This is a genomic window from Actinacidiphila paucisporea (assembly GCF_900142575.1).
GTDB classification, from domain to species: Bacteria; Actinomycetota; Actinomycetes; order Streptomycetales; family Streptomycetaceae; genus Actinacidiphila; species Actinacidiphila paucisporea.
This window is the reverse complement of sequence record NZ_FRBI01000006.1, coordinates 246,584-264,444: the sequence shown is the minus strand read 5'-3', so window position 1 is coordinate 264,444 and position 17,861 is coordinate 246,584. Positions and strand designations below refer to the sequence as shown.

General features: G+C 73.4%; 16 protein-coding genes. 8 read left to right on the top strand and 8 right to left on the bottom strand.

What is annotated here, in order from left to right; translation table 11 throughout:
- Positions 1–127 precede the first annotated feature (127 nt).
- From BUE44_RS12615 to BUE44_RS12600, 4 genes are all read left to right on the top strand, one after another.
- Positions 128–502: an Rv2175c family DNA-binding protein gene (locus tag BUE44_RS12615; protein ID WP_073497319.1), complete on the top strand. Its 375-nt coding sequence runs from the start codon at positions 128–130 to the stop codon at positions 500–502.
- Positions 503–549: 47 nt separating this feature from the next.
- Positions 550–1,206: a thiamine phosphate synthase gene (thiE, locus tag BUE44_RS12610; protein WP_073497317.1), complete on the top strand. Its 657-nt coding sequence runs from the start codon at positions 550–552 to the stop codon at positions 1,204–1,206.
- Between the two features lie 149 nt (positions 1,207–1,355).
- Complete coding sequence (gene metF, locus BUE44_RS12605; protein ID WP_073497315.1) at positions 1,356–2,273, top strand: methylenetetrahydrofolate reductase [NAD(P)H]; 918 nt, start codon at positions 1,356–1,358, stop codon at positions 2,271–2,273.
- A 35-nt stretch (positions 2,274–2,308) separates the two neighbouring features.
- On the top strand, positions 2,309–3,316 hold the full coding sequence (locus tag BUE44_RS12600) for a hypothetical protein (protein WP_073497313.1): 1,008 nt from the start codon (positions 2,309–2,311) through the stop codon (positions 3,314–3,316).
- 22 nt (positions 3,317–3,338) lie between these two features.
- On the opposite strand, the gene BUE44_RS12595 is transcribed toward BUE44_RS12600, so the two are convergent.
- From BUE44_RS12595 to BUE44_RS12580, 4 genes are all read right to left on the bottom strand, one after another.
- Positions 3,339–5,612, bottom strand: a complete 2,274-nt coding sequence (locus tag BUE44_RS12595) for a terpene synthase family protein (protein WP_073497311.1) — start codon at positions 5,610–5,612, stop codon at positions 3,339–3,341.
- 163 nt (positions 5,613–5,775) lie between these two features.
- Positions 5,776–7,311 carry a phytoene desaturase family protein gene (locus BUE44_RS12590; protein WP_073497309.1) on the bottom strand — a complete coding sequence of 512 codons (1,536 nt, stop codon included), beginning with the start codon at positions 7,309–7,311 and terminating at the stop codon, positions 5,776–5,778.
- A gap of 28 nt (positions 7,312–7,339) precedes the next feature.
- Positions 7,340–7,948, bottom strand: coding sequence for a DUF4126 domain-containing protein (locus BUE44_RS12585; RefSeq protein WP_073497307.1), 609 nt, complete (start codon positions 7,946–7,948; stop codon positions 7,340–7,342).
- Positions 7,949–8,290: 342 nt separating this feature from the next.
- A complete protein-coding gene (locus BUE44_RS12580; RefSeq protein ID WP_073497305.1) occupies positions 8,291–8,920 on the bottom strand; it encodes a TetR/AcrR family transcriptional regulator in 630 nt (209 codons plus the stop codon).
- A 143-nt stretch (positions 8,921–9,063) separates the two neighbouring features.
- On the opposite strand from BUE44_RS12580, the gene BUE44_RS12575 reads away from it, so the two are divergent.
- From BUE44_RS12575 to BUE44_RS12565, 3 genes are all read left to right on the top strand, one after another.
- Positions 9,064–9,537 carry an SAV_6107 family HEPN domain-containing protein gene (locus BUE44_RS12575; RefSeq protein WP_407640020.1) on the top strand — a complete coding sequence of 158 codons (474 nt, stop codon included), beginning with the start codon at positions 9,064–9,066 and terminating at the stop codon, positions 9,535–9,537.
- Positions 9,538–9,828: 291 nt separating this feature from the next.
- On the top strand, positions 9,829–10,599 hold the full coding sequence (locus tag BUE44_RS12570) for a class I SAM-dependent methyltransferase (RefSeq protein ID WP_073497303.1): 771 nt from the start codon (positions 9,829–9,831) through the stop codon (positions 10,597–10,599).
- A gap of 257 nt (positions 10,600–10,856) precedes the next feature.
- Positions 10,857–11,267: a DUF3040 domain-containing protein gene (locus BUE44_RS12565; RefSeq protein ID WP_073497301.1), complete on the top strand. Its 411-nt coding sequence runs from the start codon at positions 10,857–10,859 to the stop codon at positions 11,265–11,267.
- A gap of 220 nt (positions 11,268–11,487) precedes the next feature.
- Here BUE44_RS12565 and BUE44_RS12560 read toward each other — a convergent pair whose 3' ends face one another.
- From BUE44_RS12560 to BUE44_RS12545, 4 genes are all read right to left on the bottom strand, one after another.
- A complete protein-coding gene (locus tag BUE44_RS12560) occupies positions 11,488–13,899 on the bottom strand; it encodes a transglutaminase TgpA family protein (RefSeq protein ID WP_073497299.1) in 2,412 nt (803 codons plus the stop codon).
- The gene (locus BUE44_RS12555; RefSeq protein WP_073497297.1) at positions 13,896–15,380 is read right to left on the bottom strand and encodes a DUF58 domain-containing protein; all 1,485 of its coding nucleotides are present in this window, start codon (positions 15,378–15,380) and stop codon (positions 13,896–13,898) included. The genes BUE44_RS12560 and BUE44_RS12555 overlap by 4 nt, the downstream gene beginning before the upstream one ends.
- Positions 15,380–16,387 carry an AAA family ATPase gene (locus BUE44_RS12550; protein ID WP_073497295.1) on the bottom strand — a complete coding sequence of 336 codons (1,008 nt, stop codon included), beginning with the start codon at positions 16,385–16,387 and terminating at the stop codon, positions 15,380–15,382. Before BUE44_RS12550 ends, BUE44_RS12555 begins: the two co-directional genes overlap by 1 nt.
- A gap of 148 nt (positions 16,388–16,535) precedes the next feature.
- A complete protein-coding gene (locus BUE44_RS12545) occupies positions 16,536–17,078 on the bottom strand; it encodes a beta-class carbonic anhydrase (RefSeq protein WP_073497293.1) in 543 nt (180 codons plus the stop codon).
- 230 nt (positions 17,079–17,308) lie between these two features.
- Between BUE44_RS12545 and mraZ the strand changes: the two genes are divergently transcribed.
- A complete protein-coding gene (gene mraZ, locus BUE44_RS12540; protein ID WP_073497291.1) occupies positions 17,309–17,740 on the top strand; it encodes a division/cell wall cluster transcriptional repressor MraZ in 432 nt (143 codons plus the stop codon).
- Positions 17,741–17,861: the final 121 nt, after the last annotated feature.

Here is a 17,861-nt window from a genome sequence, read left to right as displayed (position 1 = left end):
GCCGGGGCGGGGGATCGGTCGGGGGATCGGTCGGGCGGCCCGGACCGGGCGGCTGGACCGGGCCGCCGACGGCCCCGGACGGCGGCGCTCTGCAGCGCTTGTCGGTGGCAGGTGGCAGGCTTGTCCCGTGACAGTTTTCTCGTCGGTTGACGCACACATCGATGCACTCGTCCCCTCATGGCTCACCCTGCCCGAGGTCGCCGAGCGCCTGGGCCTCGACATCACCCGGATCCGGCCGCTCATCAAGGAGGGCCAGCTCATCGCGGTCCGCCGCGGGGAGAACAGGGTCTTGATGGTGCCGAGCGACTTCATCGGTGAGGGGAAGATCATCAAGGGCCTGTCCGGCACGCTCACCGTCCTCAAGGACGACGGGTTCTCGGACGAGGAGGCCCTGGAGTGGCTCTTCACCGCAGATGACACCCTGCCCGGCACCCCCGCCCAGGCGCTGCGCGAGAATCGCGGGACCGAGGTGAAGCGCCGCGCGCAGGCGCTCGCCGTGTAGCCCGCCGGCGGCAGCGGCCGCCGCATGCCCCCCAGGGAGCCGACCGTATGACCAGCAGCAGCGCCCGGGAGCGGTTGGCGGCGGCCAGGCTCTATCTGTGCACCGACGCCAGGAGCGGGCGCGGCGACCTCGCGGAGTTCGCCGACGCGGCACTCTCCGGCGGGGTGGACGTGATCCAGCTGCGGGACAAGGGCATCGAGGCCCGCGAGGAGCTTGCCGCGCTCGCCGTGCTGGCGGACGCGTGCCGCCGGCACGGCAGGCTGCTCGCGGTCAACGACCGGGCCGATGTCGCCCACGCGGCCGGCGCCGACGTCCTGCACCTGGGGCAGGGCGACCTGCCGGTGCCGGCCGCGCGCGCCCTGCTGGGCGACCGGGTGGTCATCGGCCGGTCCTGCCACGCCGAGGGCGAGGTGGCGGCGGCCGCGGTCGAGCCGGGCGCCGACTACTTCTGCACCGGGCCCGTGTGGCCGACCCCCACCAAGCCGGGCCGCCCCGCCCCCGGCCCCGCCCTGGTGCGCTATGCGGCCGGGCTCGGCACGGACCGCCCGTGGTTCGCGATCGGCGGCATCGACGCGGGCAACGTCGGGCAGGTGCTGGACGCCGGCGCCCGCCGCATCGTGGTCGTCCGGGCCGTCACCGAGGCCGCCGACCCGCACGCGGCGGCGAGGGAACTCGCGGCGGCGGTCCGCTCGTACGACGGCTGAGCCGGGCGCGTGGCCGCCGTCCCGGACGGGGTCCGCGAGGACGGCGGGACGGCGCAGCCTGTCCACAGGGTGGACAGGGAAACGGACGTAGCCGGGCATATTCGCCGGTACGGTGACGCACGGTCGCCGTACACGGTTAGCCTGCATTCATGGCCCTGGGAATCTCGTCCACGCGACCCGACCGAGCGATCACCATCCGTGAGCTGCTCGCCTCCGGTCACCGGTCGTACTCGTTCGAGTTCGCCGCGCCCAGGACCGAGAAGGGCGAGCGGACGCTGTGGAACGCGATCCGCCGGATCGAGGCGGTCCAGCCGACCTTCGTGTCGGTCACCTACGGCGCCGGCGGCTCGTCCCGCGAGGGCACCGTCCGGGCCACCGACCGGATCGTCTCCGACACCACCCTCACCCCGTGCGCGCACCTGACGGCGGTGAACCACTCGGTGGCCGAACTGCGCAACATCATCGGGCAGTATGCCGACGCCGGGATCCGCAACATCCTCGCCGTGCGCGGCGACCCGCCCGGCGACCCGCTCGCCGAGTGGGTCCCGCACCCGCAGGGGCTGGCCTACGCGGCGGAACTGGTCGCGCTCATCAAGGAGTCCGGCGACTTCTGCGTGGGCGTGGCGGCCTTCACCGAGATGCACCCGCGCTCCACCGACCCGGCCGAGGACACCCGGCACTTCATCGACAAGTGCCGTGCGGGCGCGGACTTCGCCATCACCCAGATGTTCTTCGACGCGGACGACTACCTGCGGCTGCGCGACCGGGTCGACGCGGCGGGCTGCAGCACCCCGATCATCCCCGAAGTGATGCCGGTCACCAACGTCAAGCAGATCGAGCGGTTCTCGCAGCTCGGCAACGCCCCCTTTCCGCCCGACCTGGCGGAGCGGATCCTCGCCGTGCAGGACGATCCGGCGGCGGTCCGGGCGATCGGCATCGAGTTCGCCACCCAGATGTGCCGGCGTCTGATGGCCGAGGACATTCCGGGGCTGCACTTCATTACTCTTAACCACTCCACAGCATCTCTGGAGATCTACGAGAATCTGGGGCTGCACCAGCGGGCGTGACGCGCGCTGCGGCTCCCGGGTGAGGAAGTGGGCACATGGGCCTGTCGGTGCTCTACATCGCGTTCGGCATCGTCGCGCTGTGGCTGCTCGGCGAAGTGCTGCTCCAGTACAAGGCGCGGCTTCGCTGGCGGGTGCTGGCCTTCTGCGGCTTCCTCGGGGTGGTCGTCGGCGTCGCGGTGGGCCAGATCGCGGTGATCGTGCTGGGCGCCCTGGCGTTCGGCGCCGGGCAGACCCTCGTCACCCTGTCGTACAAGCGCGGCTTCTCCACCGGCTGGGCGCTGGGCGGGCAACCCGGCTCAAGCCGCCGCCGCAAGGGCGGTGCCCCGCGCACCGAGCCCGTCATCGAGGTCGGCCCGGTCGAGGAGGACGACTTCGCGGCGGTCGGCAGCGGCCCCGGCGCGGACCATGCGGTCGCCGCCGAGCAGATCGCCGACCCGGCGGCCGGCGCCGCGGACGACGTCTACCAGCCGGTCCCGCTGCACGAGGACAGCGGCGAATACCCGCTCTACGGGAACCAGCAGCCCTACCCCGCCGACCCGTACACCGACGGCGGCTACGAGGGCTACGGCACCCAGGGCTACCAGGACTGGGGCACCGGCCCGCAGCCCGCGGCGGCCTCCTACGGCTACCAGAACGGCCAGAACGGCCAGCACGGTCAGGGCAGCCAGCACGGCGGCTACGGCGACTCCTCCGGCTGGGCCGGCGACCAGGCCGCCGCGGCCTCCTACGGCGGGCAGCAGCAGGACTACGGCTACGACCAGGGCGGCTACCAGCAGCCCGCCGCCGGCTACGACTACGTCCAGACCACCGGCGACTGGACCGGCCAGCCCCAGTCGCCGGCCGACCCGTACGGCTACGGCTACCAGCAGGAGCAGCCGCCGACCTACATCCCGCACCAGCAGGGGACCTACGAGTCCGACCCGCAGCAGAACCACCAGCAGCACCAGCAGCCGTACGAGCAGCAGTCCTACGACCAGCAGACCTACGAGCAGCAGCAGCAGCAACCGCAGTACGCCGACCCCTACGACCCCTACCGCTACTGAGCCGGCGGGCCGCGCCGGGCCCTCAGCGGCGGCCCAGCAGCGCGGGCAGCCGTGCCGCCGCCGTACCGAGCCCGTCCGGGAAGGCCCAGGACGGTCCCGGCGCCGGGGCGGGGGCGGCAGGCGGTGCCGCCGAGGGGAAGTGCCGCAGCAGTGCCGCCTCCTCGTAGCGGTGGCAGCCGCTGTGCCAGGTCAGGATGCCGGCCATCCAGTCCCGCAACTCCTGCGCATGGTCCTCCAGTGCCCGCCGCGCGGCCCCGTCGAGCTGGAACTCCTCGAAGAGCGCGGGCAGTTGCGTCTCGGTGATGTACTGGAACTCGGCCATCCTGGCGGCCATCAGCCCGCCGACCACCCGCATGCCCTCCTCGGGGCCGCAGTCGAGGAACTTCTGGACCACCAGCACCGCGTTGTGTATCTCGCCCTCGAACTGGATCTCCTTCTGGTACGAGAACACGTCGTTGAGCAGGCAGGCGAAGTCGGCCGCGGCGGACTCCATGGCCCGCACCGGGCGGGAGCGGTAGACCTCGGGCGAGAGGGTGCCGCCGTGGCCGATCCGGGACAGGCTCATGGTCAGGTCGGAGCCGAAGGTCTTGCGGCGCATCTCGATGTAGTCGACCGGGTCGGGGATCCGGTTCTGCTTCTGGTTGGCCAGCTCCCACAGCCAGCTCTCGGTCATCTCCTCGACGGCGGTGCGGAAGGTGCGCCGGGCGTCCGGTGCCATGGGTCCCGCGGTGCGCTGCCACAGGTCGGCGAGGCCCCGCTCCAGCGCGGTCAGCGGCGGCGGCGCGGGTTCCGCGCCCAGCGGCATGAACAGGCCGAAGCGGTCGGTGGCGTGCCGCGCCATCGCCATGTCGGGAGCCCGGCCGAACACCAGCGGGTAGTAGTCGTCGCCGTAGGTGCCCCAGGTCAGCCAGTCGGTGGTCAGGTCCAGGCCGTCCTGGTCGGCGTCGGGATGGATGCCGGCCGCGCACAGCGCGAAGTCGAAGGCCACCAGCTTGTCGGGATTCCACAGGCCGCCGGGGACCGGGAAGCCGGGCTCCGGGTCCAGCATCCCCATCCGCTTGCCCCAGGCGAGGTTGTGCGTGCGGGCGGTGTCCAGGTGCGGGCTCAGCCGGGTCGTGAACGGCATCGGGATGTCCGGCAGCGGCACCGCGCCCACCTGCTGGTGCGGCACATGGCTGAAGCCGCGCAGCCGCTGCGGCATGGTCGCGGCCAGCGAGCCGATCACCCCGGCCGCCGAGGTGCCGAGCCCGGTCGGTCCGCCGAGTCCGCCGCCCGCGCCGGTCACCTCACCGGCGGCGCCGTCCTTCGCCCCGTTCATGTAGCGGCTGGAGCGCATGTGCCACTCGTGGCCGCCGGACTGCCAGTCCTGCAGGCCCTTGACGTAGGCGAAGACGTCGCGCCGCTCCTTCGGGCCCAGGCCGTGCCGGTCGGCCAGCGGCTCGACCTCGGTGAAGGCGGTGTGCTCGAACTGCTGGAGCCGGGAGGTCAGCAGCTGGTTGACCCGCTCGGCGGCCTCCTGGGTGCCGATGCCGAGGAACTTCTCCAGCACCAGCACCGCATTGGCCAGCTCGCCCTCCTGCTCGGTCTCCCGCTGGTAGGAAAACAGGTCGTTGCGCAGGTGGACCCCGTCGGCGAAGGTGTCCCGCAGCACCCGCATCGGGCGGCTCGCGGCGATCACCGCGGGCACCTCGGCCGCCGCCGCGTGCTCGATGAGATTCGCCGACCAGGGCGCACCGCCCACCTTGCGGCGCATCTCGATGTACTCGATCGGGTTGGACACCCGGCCCGCGCTGATGTTGTCCAGCTCCCACAGCGACTCGTCGAGCAGTGCCTTGGTGCTCTCCGCGAAGCGCCGCCGCCAGCTGACGGACATCGTGGGGACGGTGCGCGCCCACAGGTCGGCGAGGCCGGCCTCCACCTGGTTGGTCGGCTCGGGCACCGGCTGCCCGAGGTCCACCGGCATGAAGGCGGGCAGCCGGTCCAGATAGGCCTTCGCGCCCGCCATGTCCTGGCTGCGCTTGTAGATGTCGAGGAAGTGGTCGTCGAAGAAGAACACCCACACATACCAGTCGGTGACCAGGTCCAACTCGGGGCCCGAGGCGTCCGGGTGGGTGTAGGCGCACAGCAGCGCGTAGTCGTGCGCGTCGAGGTCGGACTCCTCCCAGATGCCCGACCCCTCCAGCATGTCCATCTCGCGTGCCCACGCCTTGGTGTGCACGCGCGCACGGTCCAGATGCGGATTGAGGCGGGCCGGATAAGGGACGTAGAACCGCGGGAGCTCGAAGGGCTGAGACATGTCGGCAAGGCCTTCCACTCAGGAGATCAAAGGGCCTGTGATCACGCTAAGTGATCGACAGTCCACTCCGGGAGGACCTGCGGACACAACCGCCCGATCTGCTGAATTCGGGCGGGAGCCCGATTAACGATCTTGGGAGGTGGTCATGTGTGACGCGACCCGCTCAGCGGCTGCCGCCGGGGCCGCCGGCGACCAGGTCGGCCGTGATCGCCGCCGACATGCCCGCGTGCGGCAGCCCGCCGCCGGGATGGGCCCAGCCGCCGACGAGGTAGAGCCCGGGGAGGGGCGACCGGTTCGCGGACCGCAGCAGGATGCCGCCGGCCCCGGCCAGCGACGGCGCGGGCACCGCGCCGCGCGCTGCCCCGGTCTCCCGCTCGATGTCCACCGGGGTGCGGACCTCCCGCCACAACTCACGCGCGCGCAGCCCCGGCACGGCCGCCTCCGCGGCGGCCACCATCAGCTCGGCGAAGGAGTCGGCGGCCCCCGGCCCGTTCCAGTCCAGCGTCCGCGCCCGCTTGGGCGCCGCCTCGTGCGCGGGCACCGGCGCGGTCAGCGTCACCGCCTCGTGGCCGTCGTCGGGACGCGTCGCCGGGTCGTCGGGCCGCAGCACGGTCACCGTCAGCGCGCCGTGCGGCGGCAGCGGCGCGGGGCGGCGGGCGGTGAGCCACTCCAGCGCCCGGCCCCGGTCCGCCGCGTGCACCACCGTGCGGTGCGCGGTGCCCGAGGGGCGCGAGCCGCGCAGCGCCAGATGCACCGTCAGGCGGCTCGCCTCGTCGCGCGGCCCGGGGAAGGGCCACGGGGATTCGCCGGCGTCCCGGCCCCCCGCGTCCGCGGGGAGGGCCGGCGCGGGCGCGCCGGCCACCACGAGGTCGGCGGCCACCTCGCTGCCGTCGGCGAGCCGCACGCCAGCCGTACGGCCGTCCGCCACCAGCAGGCCGGTCACGCGCGCGTCGAAGCGGAATTCCACCCGGCGCTCCAGGCACCGCTCGTGGACCGCGCGCGCCAGCTCCCGCATGCCGCCGCGTACGTACCAGACGCCGAAGGCCTCCTCCAGATACGGCAGGACGGCCGCCGACGCCGGGGCCTCACGCGGATCGACACCCTGGACCAGCAGGTGGCTCTCCAGCAGCGCCGCCAGCCGCGGGTCGCGCAGCTCCGCGGCGGCGGTCCTGGCCAGCGTCGGCCGGTGGCGGCGGGGGCCGAAGCCGCGCCTGACCGCCGGATACGGATCGCGGGCGAAGTGCGACGGGTCGGCGGGCAGCGCCTCCTCCAGCATCGGCCGCCGCATCACCTCCCAGGTCTCCCGCGCCCTGACCATGAGGTCGCTCCAGCGCTCACCGCTGCCGGGCCCGAAGGCCGCGTCCATGGCGGCGATCGTGCCCGACCGCGAGGCGTTCGGCAGCGTGAGGTCCGTGCCGTCGGCGAAGACATGGCGTCCCGCCGGGTCCACCGCGACCAGGTCGACGCAGTCCTCCAGGGCCCGCTTCCCGGTCTTCACGAACAGGTCGCGGTAGACCGCGGGCAGCGTCAGCAGGCCGGGTCCGGTGTCGAAGGCGAAGCCGTCCCTGGCCAGCCGGCCGACACCGCCGCCGTACGTGCCGGTGCGTTCGAGCACCACCACCCGGTGGCCCCCGACGGCGAGCCGGGCAGCCGCCGCCAGCGACGCCATGCCCGCGCCGATCACCGCAATCCGTGCCATGCCACGGACTGTAGCGGCGCGCGCGGGCTCAGGCGGCGGCCGGGGTGCCGGGTCCGCCGCGGGACGCGCGGCGCTCGCGGCGGCGGCGCCAGAAGCGCCGGATGCGGGAGAAGAGGAAGCCCACCGTGGCAAGGCCGAGCGCCAGCAACGTGCCGGCGATCAGCGCCGCCGCCACCGGGTGGAAAAGGGCGAAGACCATCAGCGTCCCCACCCCCAGGTCCTCGGCGAGGCTCACCACGATGTTGCTGAACGGCTCCGGCGAGGTGTTGACCGCCATCCTGGTGCCGGCCTTCACCAGATGGCTGGCCAGTGCGGTGGAACCGCCGACCGCGGCCGCCGCGAGCTGCGGCAGCGAGCCGTCGTGGCCGGCGAGCAGCGCGGCCACCACCGCGCCCGCGACCGGCCGGACGGCGGTGTGCACCGCGTCCCACGCCGTGTCGATGTAAGGGATCTTGTCTGCGACGGCCTCGCAGAGGAAGAGCAGGGCGGCAGCCACCAGCACGTCGGGGCGCTGCAGCGCCTGCGGGACCTCGTCGGTGGCCCCGGTGGCGCCCATCAGGCCCAGCAGCAGCACGACGGCGTAGGCGTTGATCCCGCTCGCCCAGCCACTGGTGAAGACCAGCGGGAGTACGGACATGACCGGAACTCTAGCCAGAACAGTCCGGACGGTGAGCGGAACCGGGGGAAGGCGAGTGAAACCGCCGGAATCTGAGTATCACTACCTAGACGCGCCATTGAGTATCCGCACGGATGGTCGCCGCCCGGCGGGCACGGGAGAGTGGAGCCGCGGACGGGCAGGCCGACCGCACCGCCGACACGGGGCGGCGGTACGACGGCTGCCCGGTCGTGAACGGGGGTTGCATGGGGGAGGCGCTGTCCCGGCACGGCTCGGTGGGGGACCGGCTCGTGCCAGGACAGCGCACTCGACTTTTCCGGCGCCTCCCGGCCCCCGGCTTCCCCCGGCCGCCAGGACCGGGCCTCAGGGCCGCGGCGCCGCGGAGTCGAGCGCCGCGCCCCCGATCCGGCCCTGGAGCAGCCGCGACAGTGCCGCGTGCACGTCGTCGATGCTGCGTTCCGGCTGGAACGCCTGCCAGTCGAGGGCCGCCACCAGCACCATGCCGAACAGCGCGGACGCCGTCAGTTGGACGTCGGTGTCCTCGCTCAGCTCGCCCGCCGCCACCGCCGCGCTCAGCACCTCCTCGACCACCGCGACCGCCTGCCGCCGCACCAGCATCAAGGTGTCCTGCCAGGCCCGGTTGGTCCGCCACAGCTCGGCCACGTAGAGCTGGGTGAACGACGGGTAGCGCACGATGAAGCCCAGGCCGGCGTGGATCATCGCGTCCAGCGCGTCCACCCCGCCGCCGCCGCGCGCCGTGGCGGCGGTGGCGGCCTGGCGCAGCGCGTCCCGCAACCGGCCCACACCGTCCCGCAGCAGCTCCTCGAACAGGTCGTTCTTGCTCGCGAAGTTGTAGTAGACGGTGCCCTTGGCGACCCCGGCCCGCTCGGCGATCTCGTCGACGGTGGTGGCGGAGAAACCCTGCTCGGCGATGAGAGTGACGGCAGCCGCGTAGAGCTTGCGGCGGGTTGCCTGGCGTCGTGCGGTGCTCATGGCACCGATTCTGCCCGCCCGCAGTGGGGCGAGGTGACCCGATCATCGAGGAAGAGATGGTATTCGCAGGTCAGAGCCGATTGTCAGTGGTCGGCCCCAGTATGGGGTATACGGACACACGTACGGAGAAAGTGAGGCTCGCCATGGCAGTTCCGCTCAGCGACGTCCACCCTGTGCTGCGCCGCGCCGCCGCGTCACCCGCCGCCCTCGACCTGCTCACCCAGGCGCACCACGGACTCACCGAGGCCGCCGCCCTCGACGCCCCGCACGAGAGGTATGCCACCGCCCACCTCGCCGCCCTGCGCACCGCCGCCGCGGTCCTCGCCGCCCGCGGCAGGCCCGAGGACACCCCGCGGCGGCGCCGCAGGATCCGCAGCGTGTGGGAGGTGCTGCCGGAGATCGCACCGGAGCTGTCCGAATGGGGCGCGCTGTTCGCCGCCGGCGCCGACCGCAGGGCCAGGGCGGACGCCGGCATAGCCGGTGCGGCGGGCCCCCGGGAGGCCGACGACCTGGTCCGCTCCGTCACGATGTTCCTGCGCCTGGTGGAGCGCATGCTGCTGCTCCGCCCCCCGCTCGACGGCGCCCCGCCGCTGATACCGGCCCCCGCGGCCGAGTAACCGGCGCGCGGCCCGCTGCCCGTGACGGCCGGCCCCGGAGTTCCAGGCCCTAGGGCCTGTCCGGCGGATCTTGCCGGGCCTGCGACGCCCGGCACCGCACCTCTCCCCCTGCCTTCGGCGGGAGGTGCCCCCAGCGTTGTCGAATCATCCTTGTACGACCCGGTACGAGGACGATTCTCCGCCTTGCGATGTACGGCACCGGACGCCGCAGGCTGATCCGCCAAGATCCGCCGGACAGGCCCTAGAGTTGGGGCCGCACCAGTCACCCGCAGCCGCGAGGAGCCGTCCGCCATGTCCCGTCAAGGAGGGGTGGACCCCATGCGCCCCCGAGCCAGCCTGCGTACCGCTGTGGTCTGGGAAGTGCTGCGTGACGCGCTGGAGCGGCGGGCGAAGGCGGCGGACACCGCTGTTCTCGACGTGCTCGACATCGGCGGCGGCACCGGCAACTTCGCGGTGCCCGTCGCCCGCCTCGGCCACCGGGTCACCGTCGTCGACCCCAGCCCCGACGCGCTGTTCGGCCTGGAGCGGCGGGCCGCCGAGGCCGGCGTCACCGAGCGGGTCAGCGGAGTGCAGGGCGACGCCCAGGGGCTGCTGGACGTGGTCACCCCCGGCGCGTACGACATGGTTCTCTGCCACGGGGCGCTGGAATACGTCGACGACCCCGCCGAGGGCGTCCGCCACGTCGCCGGCGCCCTGCGTGCGGGCGGCGCGCTCAGCCTGCTCGCGGCGGGCCGCGGCGGCGCGGTCCTGGCCAGGGCGCTCGCCGGGCATTTCGCCGAGGCGCAGCGCGCCCTGGGCGACCCCGACGGGCGGTGGGGCGACGGCGACTCGCTGCCCCGCCGCTTCACCGCGGAGGAGCTGACCCGGCTGGTCGCCGACGCCGGGCTGCGGGCCGCCGCCGTGCACGGGGTGCGGATCTTCGCCGACCTGGTGCCGGGAGTGCTGGTCGACACCGAGGCGGGCGCGCGGGACGCGCTGCTCAGACTGGAGCTGGCGGCCGCGGAGGACCCCGGTTTCCACGCGGTCGCGACCCAGCTGCACGTGCTCGCCGAGCGCGACTGACCGGTGACCGCGCAGCGGGGCACGGGGGCCGCCGAGCCCCCGTGGGGCCCCCGCGTGCGGGACGGCACACAGGGACCGCGTCACAGCCCCGCCCGTCACGCCATTCCTGACCGTATGCTGGCATGACGCGACAGTGGACGGGGAATGAAGCACCCGTCGGGTTGGCGCATCGGGGTGGGTTTCACGGGGGCGATTCCCTGCCTATCCTGAAAGGGTCGGACCGGTCGCCTCCCGCGACCGACGAGTAGGAGGTCTCCGTGCCGCTCTCGGAGCACGAGCAGCGCATGCTCGAGCAGATGGAGCGAGCGCTGTACGCCGAAGATCCCAAGTTCGCGTCGGCGCTCGAGGGAACCGGGTTGCGCACATTCACCCGGCGCCGGGTCTACCTGGCGGTCGCAGGGTTCCTGGTCGGTGTCGCGCTGCTCATGGGCGGCATGATCGCCAAGCTCGTCTGGGTCGGCGTGGCAGGCTTCCTCGTCATGCTCATCTGCGCGGTCCTCGCGGTCACCGGCTGGCGCAAGGCCGGCAGGCCGGGCGATCCCGCACCGCCGACTGCCGCCGTCCCCGGCCGAGGCGGCCGGCTCGGCCGCCACCAGCCCCGCAAGGGCAAGGTCATGGACCGCATCGAGGAGCGGTGGCAGCGCCGCCGCGACCAGCAGGGCCAGTAGCCTCCGGCTCGCTCCACCCCATTTCGTACGCCCGCGCCGATTCGCTGCGCGGGCGGTTGTGTGGTGCCTCCACGTAAGGCGGTGCGCTTGCCGTCGGCAAAGCGGTAGGTGCGGGGCGCAGGCACGCATCGACAGATCCCGTCCGGCTGGGGTGTCCGGCACGCCCGCAGCGCCCCCTGCCGGCCGCCCCTGGGTGGGGCGCCCGGCAGGGGGCGGCGGGTCAGGACGTGCGGGTCAGGCGGCGGCGCAAGGGAGCCGTGAGGCGCTCCATGGTGCGGGAGAGGCTCGCGGACACCGACGCCGTTGTGGCGGACGCGCTCCACAGGACGCGGACGAAGGAGCGGGGGAAGAAGCGGGCGCGCAGCCGCGCGCCGCGGCCGGCCGAGGCGTGCAGGCCCGCGCGGACCGCGTGGACGTCGGCCGCGAGACCGGTGGCCGCCTGCGGCTGTGGCGCGTACAGCGTGCGCTCCACCGCGGAGGCCAGCGAGGTCGCCGCCTCGGCGGCGGGCCCGCTGAGCCGGCCCTCCGTGACCATGCGGGACATCGCCCGCCGCGGGGTCTCGGACCCGTCGGGCTGGATGCCGTAGTCCCACCCGGTGTCGAGCACCTCGTGCCATGCGGACAGCACGAGCCCGTCCGCTTTCTCCCTGCCGCCTCTCAGCCGCCCTGCCCGTACCCGTCGTCGCCACAGCAGTGGCAGCGTGGGCACCGCGAGCACCAGCAGCGCGATGAGTACGAGCCCCGCGAGCCGCAGCCCGCCGAAGCCGGAGCCGCCCGAGCCGCCGCTGCCCGCGGCGGCCGCCGAGGCGCACGCGGCCGGGCCGAGGTCGTGCTGCGCGGCGCACTGCGAGGAGGTCGTGGGCGTCGGGCGGGCGGTGCTGCCGGTGCCGTGCTGCGTGGGGTCGGAGGTGTCGCCGCCGCCCGCGGTGCTGGTCGACAGCGTGTAGGACGGCGCCGTGCCCCGGTAGGGCGTCGGCTCGAAGCGGGTCCAGCCGATGCCCTCGAAGTACAGCTCGGGCCAGGCGTGAGCGTCCTTGAGCCCGACCGACATGGTGCCGTCGGTGGTGAGCGAGCCGGGCGTGAAGCCGACCGCGACCCGCGCGGGGATGTGCAGGGTGCGGGCCATCGTCGCCATGGTGAAGGCGAAGTGCACGCAGAAGCCCCGCTTGGTCTGCAGGAACCGGGCGATCGCGTCGACGCCCGTACCGGACTTGGCCTCGGTGTCGTAGACGAACTGCCCGGAGGTGAAGTACCGCTGGAGGTCGAGCGCCCGCTCGTAGTCGGTGGTCGCCGACTGCGTCACCTGCCGGGCGGTGGCCGCCACGACCGCGGGCAGCGAGTCGGGCACCTTCTCGTACTGCTCGGCGATCTTCCCGGCGGCCGGCGGCGCCGCCGCGAGCTGCGCGGCGGTCGGCTCCAGCTGCATGCTGCCGACCTGGTACTGCAGCCCCGCGGTGGTCTGCCCGTGGTCCCCGACGACCATCCGGCCCTCGGGCTCGTAGCGCCAGTCCCCGTCGGCCCGCACCCGCAGCGCCGGATAGGGCATCGGCAGCCAGCCCTGCGCGTAATCCCGGTCCACCGCCACCGAGGTGTCGACCTCGGTGTACTTCACGTCCCCCGCCTGGCCCTGCGGCGTCGGCAGCACGTCGGGGATGTCCACCTTGTCGTCCTTGGAGGCCGACCACTGCGTGCCGTCGAACTGGTCGAGCGACAGGATCCGCAGGTACATCCCGGTGGCGTCGGGGGAGTTGGTCCTGTAGGTCAACACCTCGCGGTTGTCCGGCTGGTTGAGGTAGTCCTGCAGCGCGACCTCGGGACGCACCGACGTGGCATTGCCGACACCGCCGCCCAGACCGTTGCCGCTGCCGCCGCCCGTGGAGCCCAGCAGGCCGCCGCTGAGCGAGGGCAGGACGACGGGCAGCACCACGGCGATGCCCAGCGCCATCGCCCCGATCCGGCGCCCGGTGCGCACGGGCGCCAGCGGCGCGCCGCCGCCCGCCGCGCCGGCCGGCCCCGCCCAGTTGCCCTGCCGCGGGGCGCCGCCGAAGACCCGGCCCCAGCGGGAGAGCCGGTCGCGGCCCTCGGCGAGCAGCAGCAGCAGATAGCCGCTGGCGGCGATCAGGAAGTACAGCCACTGGCTGCCGCCGTCCTCCAGGCCGGCGGCGACCGCGTAGAGCGCGAGCAGCGGCAGCCCGGCGGGCGCCGCGCTGTTGTACGTCACCGCTATGGCGTCGACCGCGAGCGCGATCAGCAGCACCCCGGCGACCAGCAGGAACCTGATGCCGGGGGTGACAGGCGCCGGGATCGCGAAGTTGGTGACGTCGGTCATCCCGTCCTGGACCAGCTGCCCGAGCTGGCGGAAGGCCTGCGGGCCCGGCAGCACCCCGCCGAGCGCCTGGTGCGGGGTGAACATCGCGGTCAGCACCAGCAGCGAGACCACCAGTTGGGCGAGGACCGTCAGCGGCCTGGCCAGCGGCACCCGGCGGGCACCGGCGCCCACCCCGGCCTGCAGGACCACGCACAGCACCGCCTTGGCGTACCAGCCGCGCGGGCTGGCCAGCGGCAGCAGCGCCGCCGCGGCCATCAGCGAGGCCAGCGCCGCGAACACCGTCAGCCGCGCACGTCCGCTCATGTCGTCGCCCCCGCCTCGTGCCGTCCCTGCGGGGTGTCAGGGGACTCCTCCCGCGTGCGGTAGCGGTCGGCCCGCTGCCACAGTTCCGGCAGCGCGTCGCCGGCGGCGACCTCGACCACCGTCCAGCCTGCCTCGCGCAGCATCCGCACCGCGCGCCCGGTGCCGTCCTGCTCGCCGGCCGGTACGGCGTCCGCGTCGCCTGCCGGCACCAGCCGGCCGGTCGCGTCCCGGGCCACCCAGTCGTCGCTGTCCAAAACGAAGGCGACCGCGCCGCCGGTCCGCTGCCTGATCCTCGCCACGCCCGCGGCCTGTTCCTCGTCCAGGTCGCCGAGGAAGGCCACTATCAGGCCCTCGGTCGCCGAGCGCAGCGCCTCGTACGCGGCCGAGAGCGTCTCGCCGTCCGAGTGGGCCACCACCGCGAGGGTGTCGAGCAGCACCAGCGCCATGTCGGTGGGGGAGCCCCCGCCGAGGGAGGGGGAGGAGTCGCCGCCGAACCCGCCCTCGGGGCCCGGCACGCTGGTGCCGGTGTCGGTCAGCAGCCGGACCGCGTAGCCGCGCTCCAGCATGTGGGTGGACACCGAGGCGGCCGCGGACACCGCCCACTCGAAGGCCGAGTCAGGACCGGAGCCGAAGTAGGCCCAGGCGCGGGTGTCGAGCAGCACCGTGCAGCGCGCCCGGTGCGGCTGCTCCTCGCGGCGCACCATCAGCTCGCCGTATTTGGCCGTCGAGCGCCAGTGCACCCGGCGCAGGTCGTCGCCGTGCCGGTAGCCGCGCGGGATGACGTCGTCCTCACCGGCGAAGGCCAGCGCCCTGGTGCGGCTCTCGCCGTAGCCGTTGGCCTCGCCCGCCAGCCGCACCGGCGGCAGCGCCTCGACCCGCGGGACGACGGTGAGGGTGTCGTGGGCGCTGAACGAGCGGGTCAGCTCGCACATGCCGAACGGGTCGGTGAGCCGCAGTTGCAGCGGCCCGAGCGGGTAGCGGCCGCGCAGGTCGGAGCGCACCCGGTAGGACACCTCGCGGTGACCGCCGGGCTCGACCCGGTCCAGCACGAAGCGCGGGCGCGGGCCGAGGACGTACGGCACCCGGTCCTGGAGCATCAGCAGGCCGGTGGGCATCCGCGAGACGTTGTCGACCCGCAGGTGCACCCGGGCCTCCGACATCGCGGGCACCCGGGACGGCGAGAGCCGGCGGCTGCCCGCGACGCGGTAGCGGGTGCGGTAGAGCACCGCGACGCACACCAGCGGCAGGATCGCCAGCAGCAGCCCGACCCGCAGCAGGTCGGGCTGCCCGAGGACGTACGCGCATATCGCCGCGGCGATGCCGGCCGCCACGAAGGACCGGCCGCGGGTGGTGAGCCCGCCGAGCGCGGTACGGAAGCCGCCGGCGCCCGAGCGCGGCTCGCCGCCCGGTGCGTCGGCACCGCCGGCCCCCGGCGGTCGCGGCGGCAGCGGGGGCGGACCACCGGGGGCGGGGGTGGCCATCACAGGCCCCGGGCGCCCGGCATGCCCGGGCGGCGGCCCGCCGACGGATCGGGGACCGGGACGCGGTGCAGGATCTCGGCCACGACCTGCTCGGGGGTGCGCCGGTTGAGCTGGGCCTGCGCGGTCGGCAGCAGGCGGTGCGCCAGGACCGCGGAGGCCAGCGCCTGCACGTCGTCCGGCAGCACGAAGTCCCTGCCGTCCAGTGCCGCGGTGGCCCTGGCCGCCCTGATCAGGTGCAGGGTGGCCCGGGGGGAGGCGCCGAGCCGCAGGTCGGGGTGGTCGCGGGTGGCGCCGACCAGGGACACCGCGTAGCGCCGCACCGGGTCGGCGACGTGCACCTGGCGGACCGCCTCGATGAGCTTGACGATCTCGTGGGCGTGCGCGACCGGCTGGAGGTCGTCGAGCGGGGAGACCCCGCCGTGCACGTCCAGCATCTCCAGTTCGGCCTCCGGGCTGGGATAGCCGATGGACACCCGCGCGGTGAAGCGGTCGCGCTGCGCCTCGGGCAGCGGGTAGGTGCCCTCCATCTCCACCGGGTTCTGGGTGGCGATCACCATGAAGGGGCTGGGCAGTTCGTAGGTGGTGCCGTCGACGGTGACCTGGCGCTCCTCCATCGACTCCAGCAGCGCCGACTGCGTCTTGGGCGAGGCGCGGTTGATCTCGTCGCCCACCACGATCTGCGCGAAGATCGCGCCCGGCTTGAACTCGAAGTCCCGCTGCTGCTGGTCGAAGACGCTCACTCCGGTGATGTCGGAGGGCAGCAGGTCCGGCGTGAACTGGATACGCCGGACCGAGCAGTCGATCGAACGTGCCAGCGCCTTGGACAGCATCGTCTTGCCGACGCCCGGCACGTCCTCGATCAGCAGGTGCCCCTCCGCCAGCAGCACGGTCAGCGCCACCCGGACGACCTCGGGCTTGCCCTCGATCACGCTCTCCACACTGCGGCGAACCCGGTCCGCGGTCGTGGTCAGATCACTCAGGCTTGCTCGTGCCTCAAACGTGGTCACCCGGTACTCCTAGGCCATGTTCCGCGGGACACGGTCATCCCTGGACCGGCCCTCCCCGAATGTGCGTGTGGCCGCGCTCGCCGATGACGAAGCGGTGCCGCACTGTGCATTCTTCCCTTACGCGGCACTCCACGTCACTCGACTGCCGTTACTTGTTCGTGATTTCGCGCAGCAGGCCGGTGTTGACGTCGAAGACGAAACCCCGGACGTCGTCGGTGTGGGCGAGGAAAGGGGAGGTCCTGACCCTGGTCATGGACTGCCGGACGTCCTGGTCGATGTCGGTGAAGGACTCCACCGCCCAGGTCGGCCGCTGGCCGACCTCGGCCTCCAGCTCGGTGCGGAAGTCCTCGGTGATGCTCTGCATGCCGCAGTTCGTGTGATGGATCAGCACGACCGAGCGGGTGCCCAGGGCGCGCTGGCTGATGGTGAGCGAGCGGATCGTGTCGTCGGTGACCACGCCGCCGGCATTGCGGATGGTGTGGCAGTCACCGAGCGCGAGGCCGAGCGCCCTGTGCAGGTCGATGCGGGCGTCCATGCAGGCCACCACGGCGACTTTGAGCACCGGCCTGGCATCCATGCCGGGGTCCTGGAAGGCGGCGGCGTACTGCTGGTTGGCGTCGACCAGTCGGTCGGTGACGGAGGCGGTGGCGGCCGAGGCCTCGGACGGGCCGTCTGCGGCGAATATCGACATGGTTCCGACGTTAAGGCCCGCACCGGGCGATCACCTGTCGTGAGTCCCGACGAAAAGCTAAATATGGGTCAATCCCACGCCTGTGATGTAACCCACACGGGTCGGCGGGGGCTTCGCGGGGGTCGCCCGGCAGGGTGACGCGCCCGCGCCGGGCCAACGTTGACCGTGGGGCAGTGTGGAGTAAAGTGGCGCGAAGTGGTGCGTGAAAAGCGGCGTCTGCGGGAGGTGCGATGTTCCTCGGGACGTACACCCCTCGGCTGGACGACAAGCATCGCCTGGTGCTCCCCGCCCGCTTCCGGGAGCCGCTGGCCGAGGGGCTGGTGATCACCCGCGGCCAGGAGCGGTGCCTGTGCGTATGGCCCGTCGAGGGCTTCAAGGTGGCCACCGAGCAGCTGTCCGCGGCCCCGCTGACCTCGAAGTCCGCCCGCGACTACCTCCGGTTGCTGTTCGCCGGGGCGCACGACGAGATCCCCGACAAGCAGGGCCGGGTCACCGTCCCGCAGCCGCTGCGGGAGTATGCCGGGCTGGAGCGGGACTGCGCCGTCATCGGTGCCAACACCCGGGTGGAGATCTGGTCGGCGACGGCCTGGGCCGATTACCTGGCGGCCCAGGAGGACACCTTTTCGGCCCTGTCACAGGAGGTTCCGCCCGGATTACTGTGAGCGCGGCCCCCCGCACCGCGCGCATCCCCCTTGCGAACCACCCGCGCGGACGTACGGCTCGGCCTCCTCCCGCTCCACCGTTGCGCTGGCACCACTTCCCCGGTGCCAGGGGAACGTTTCT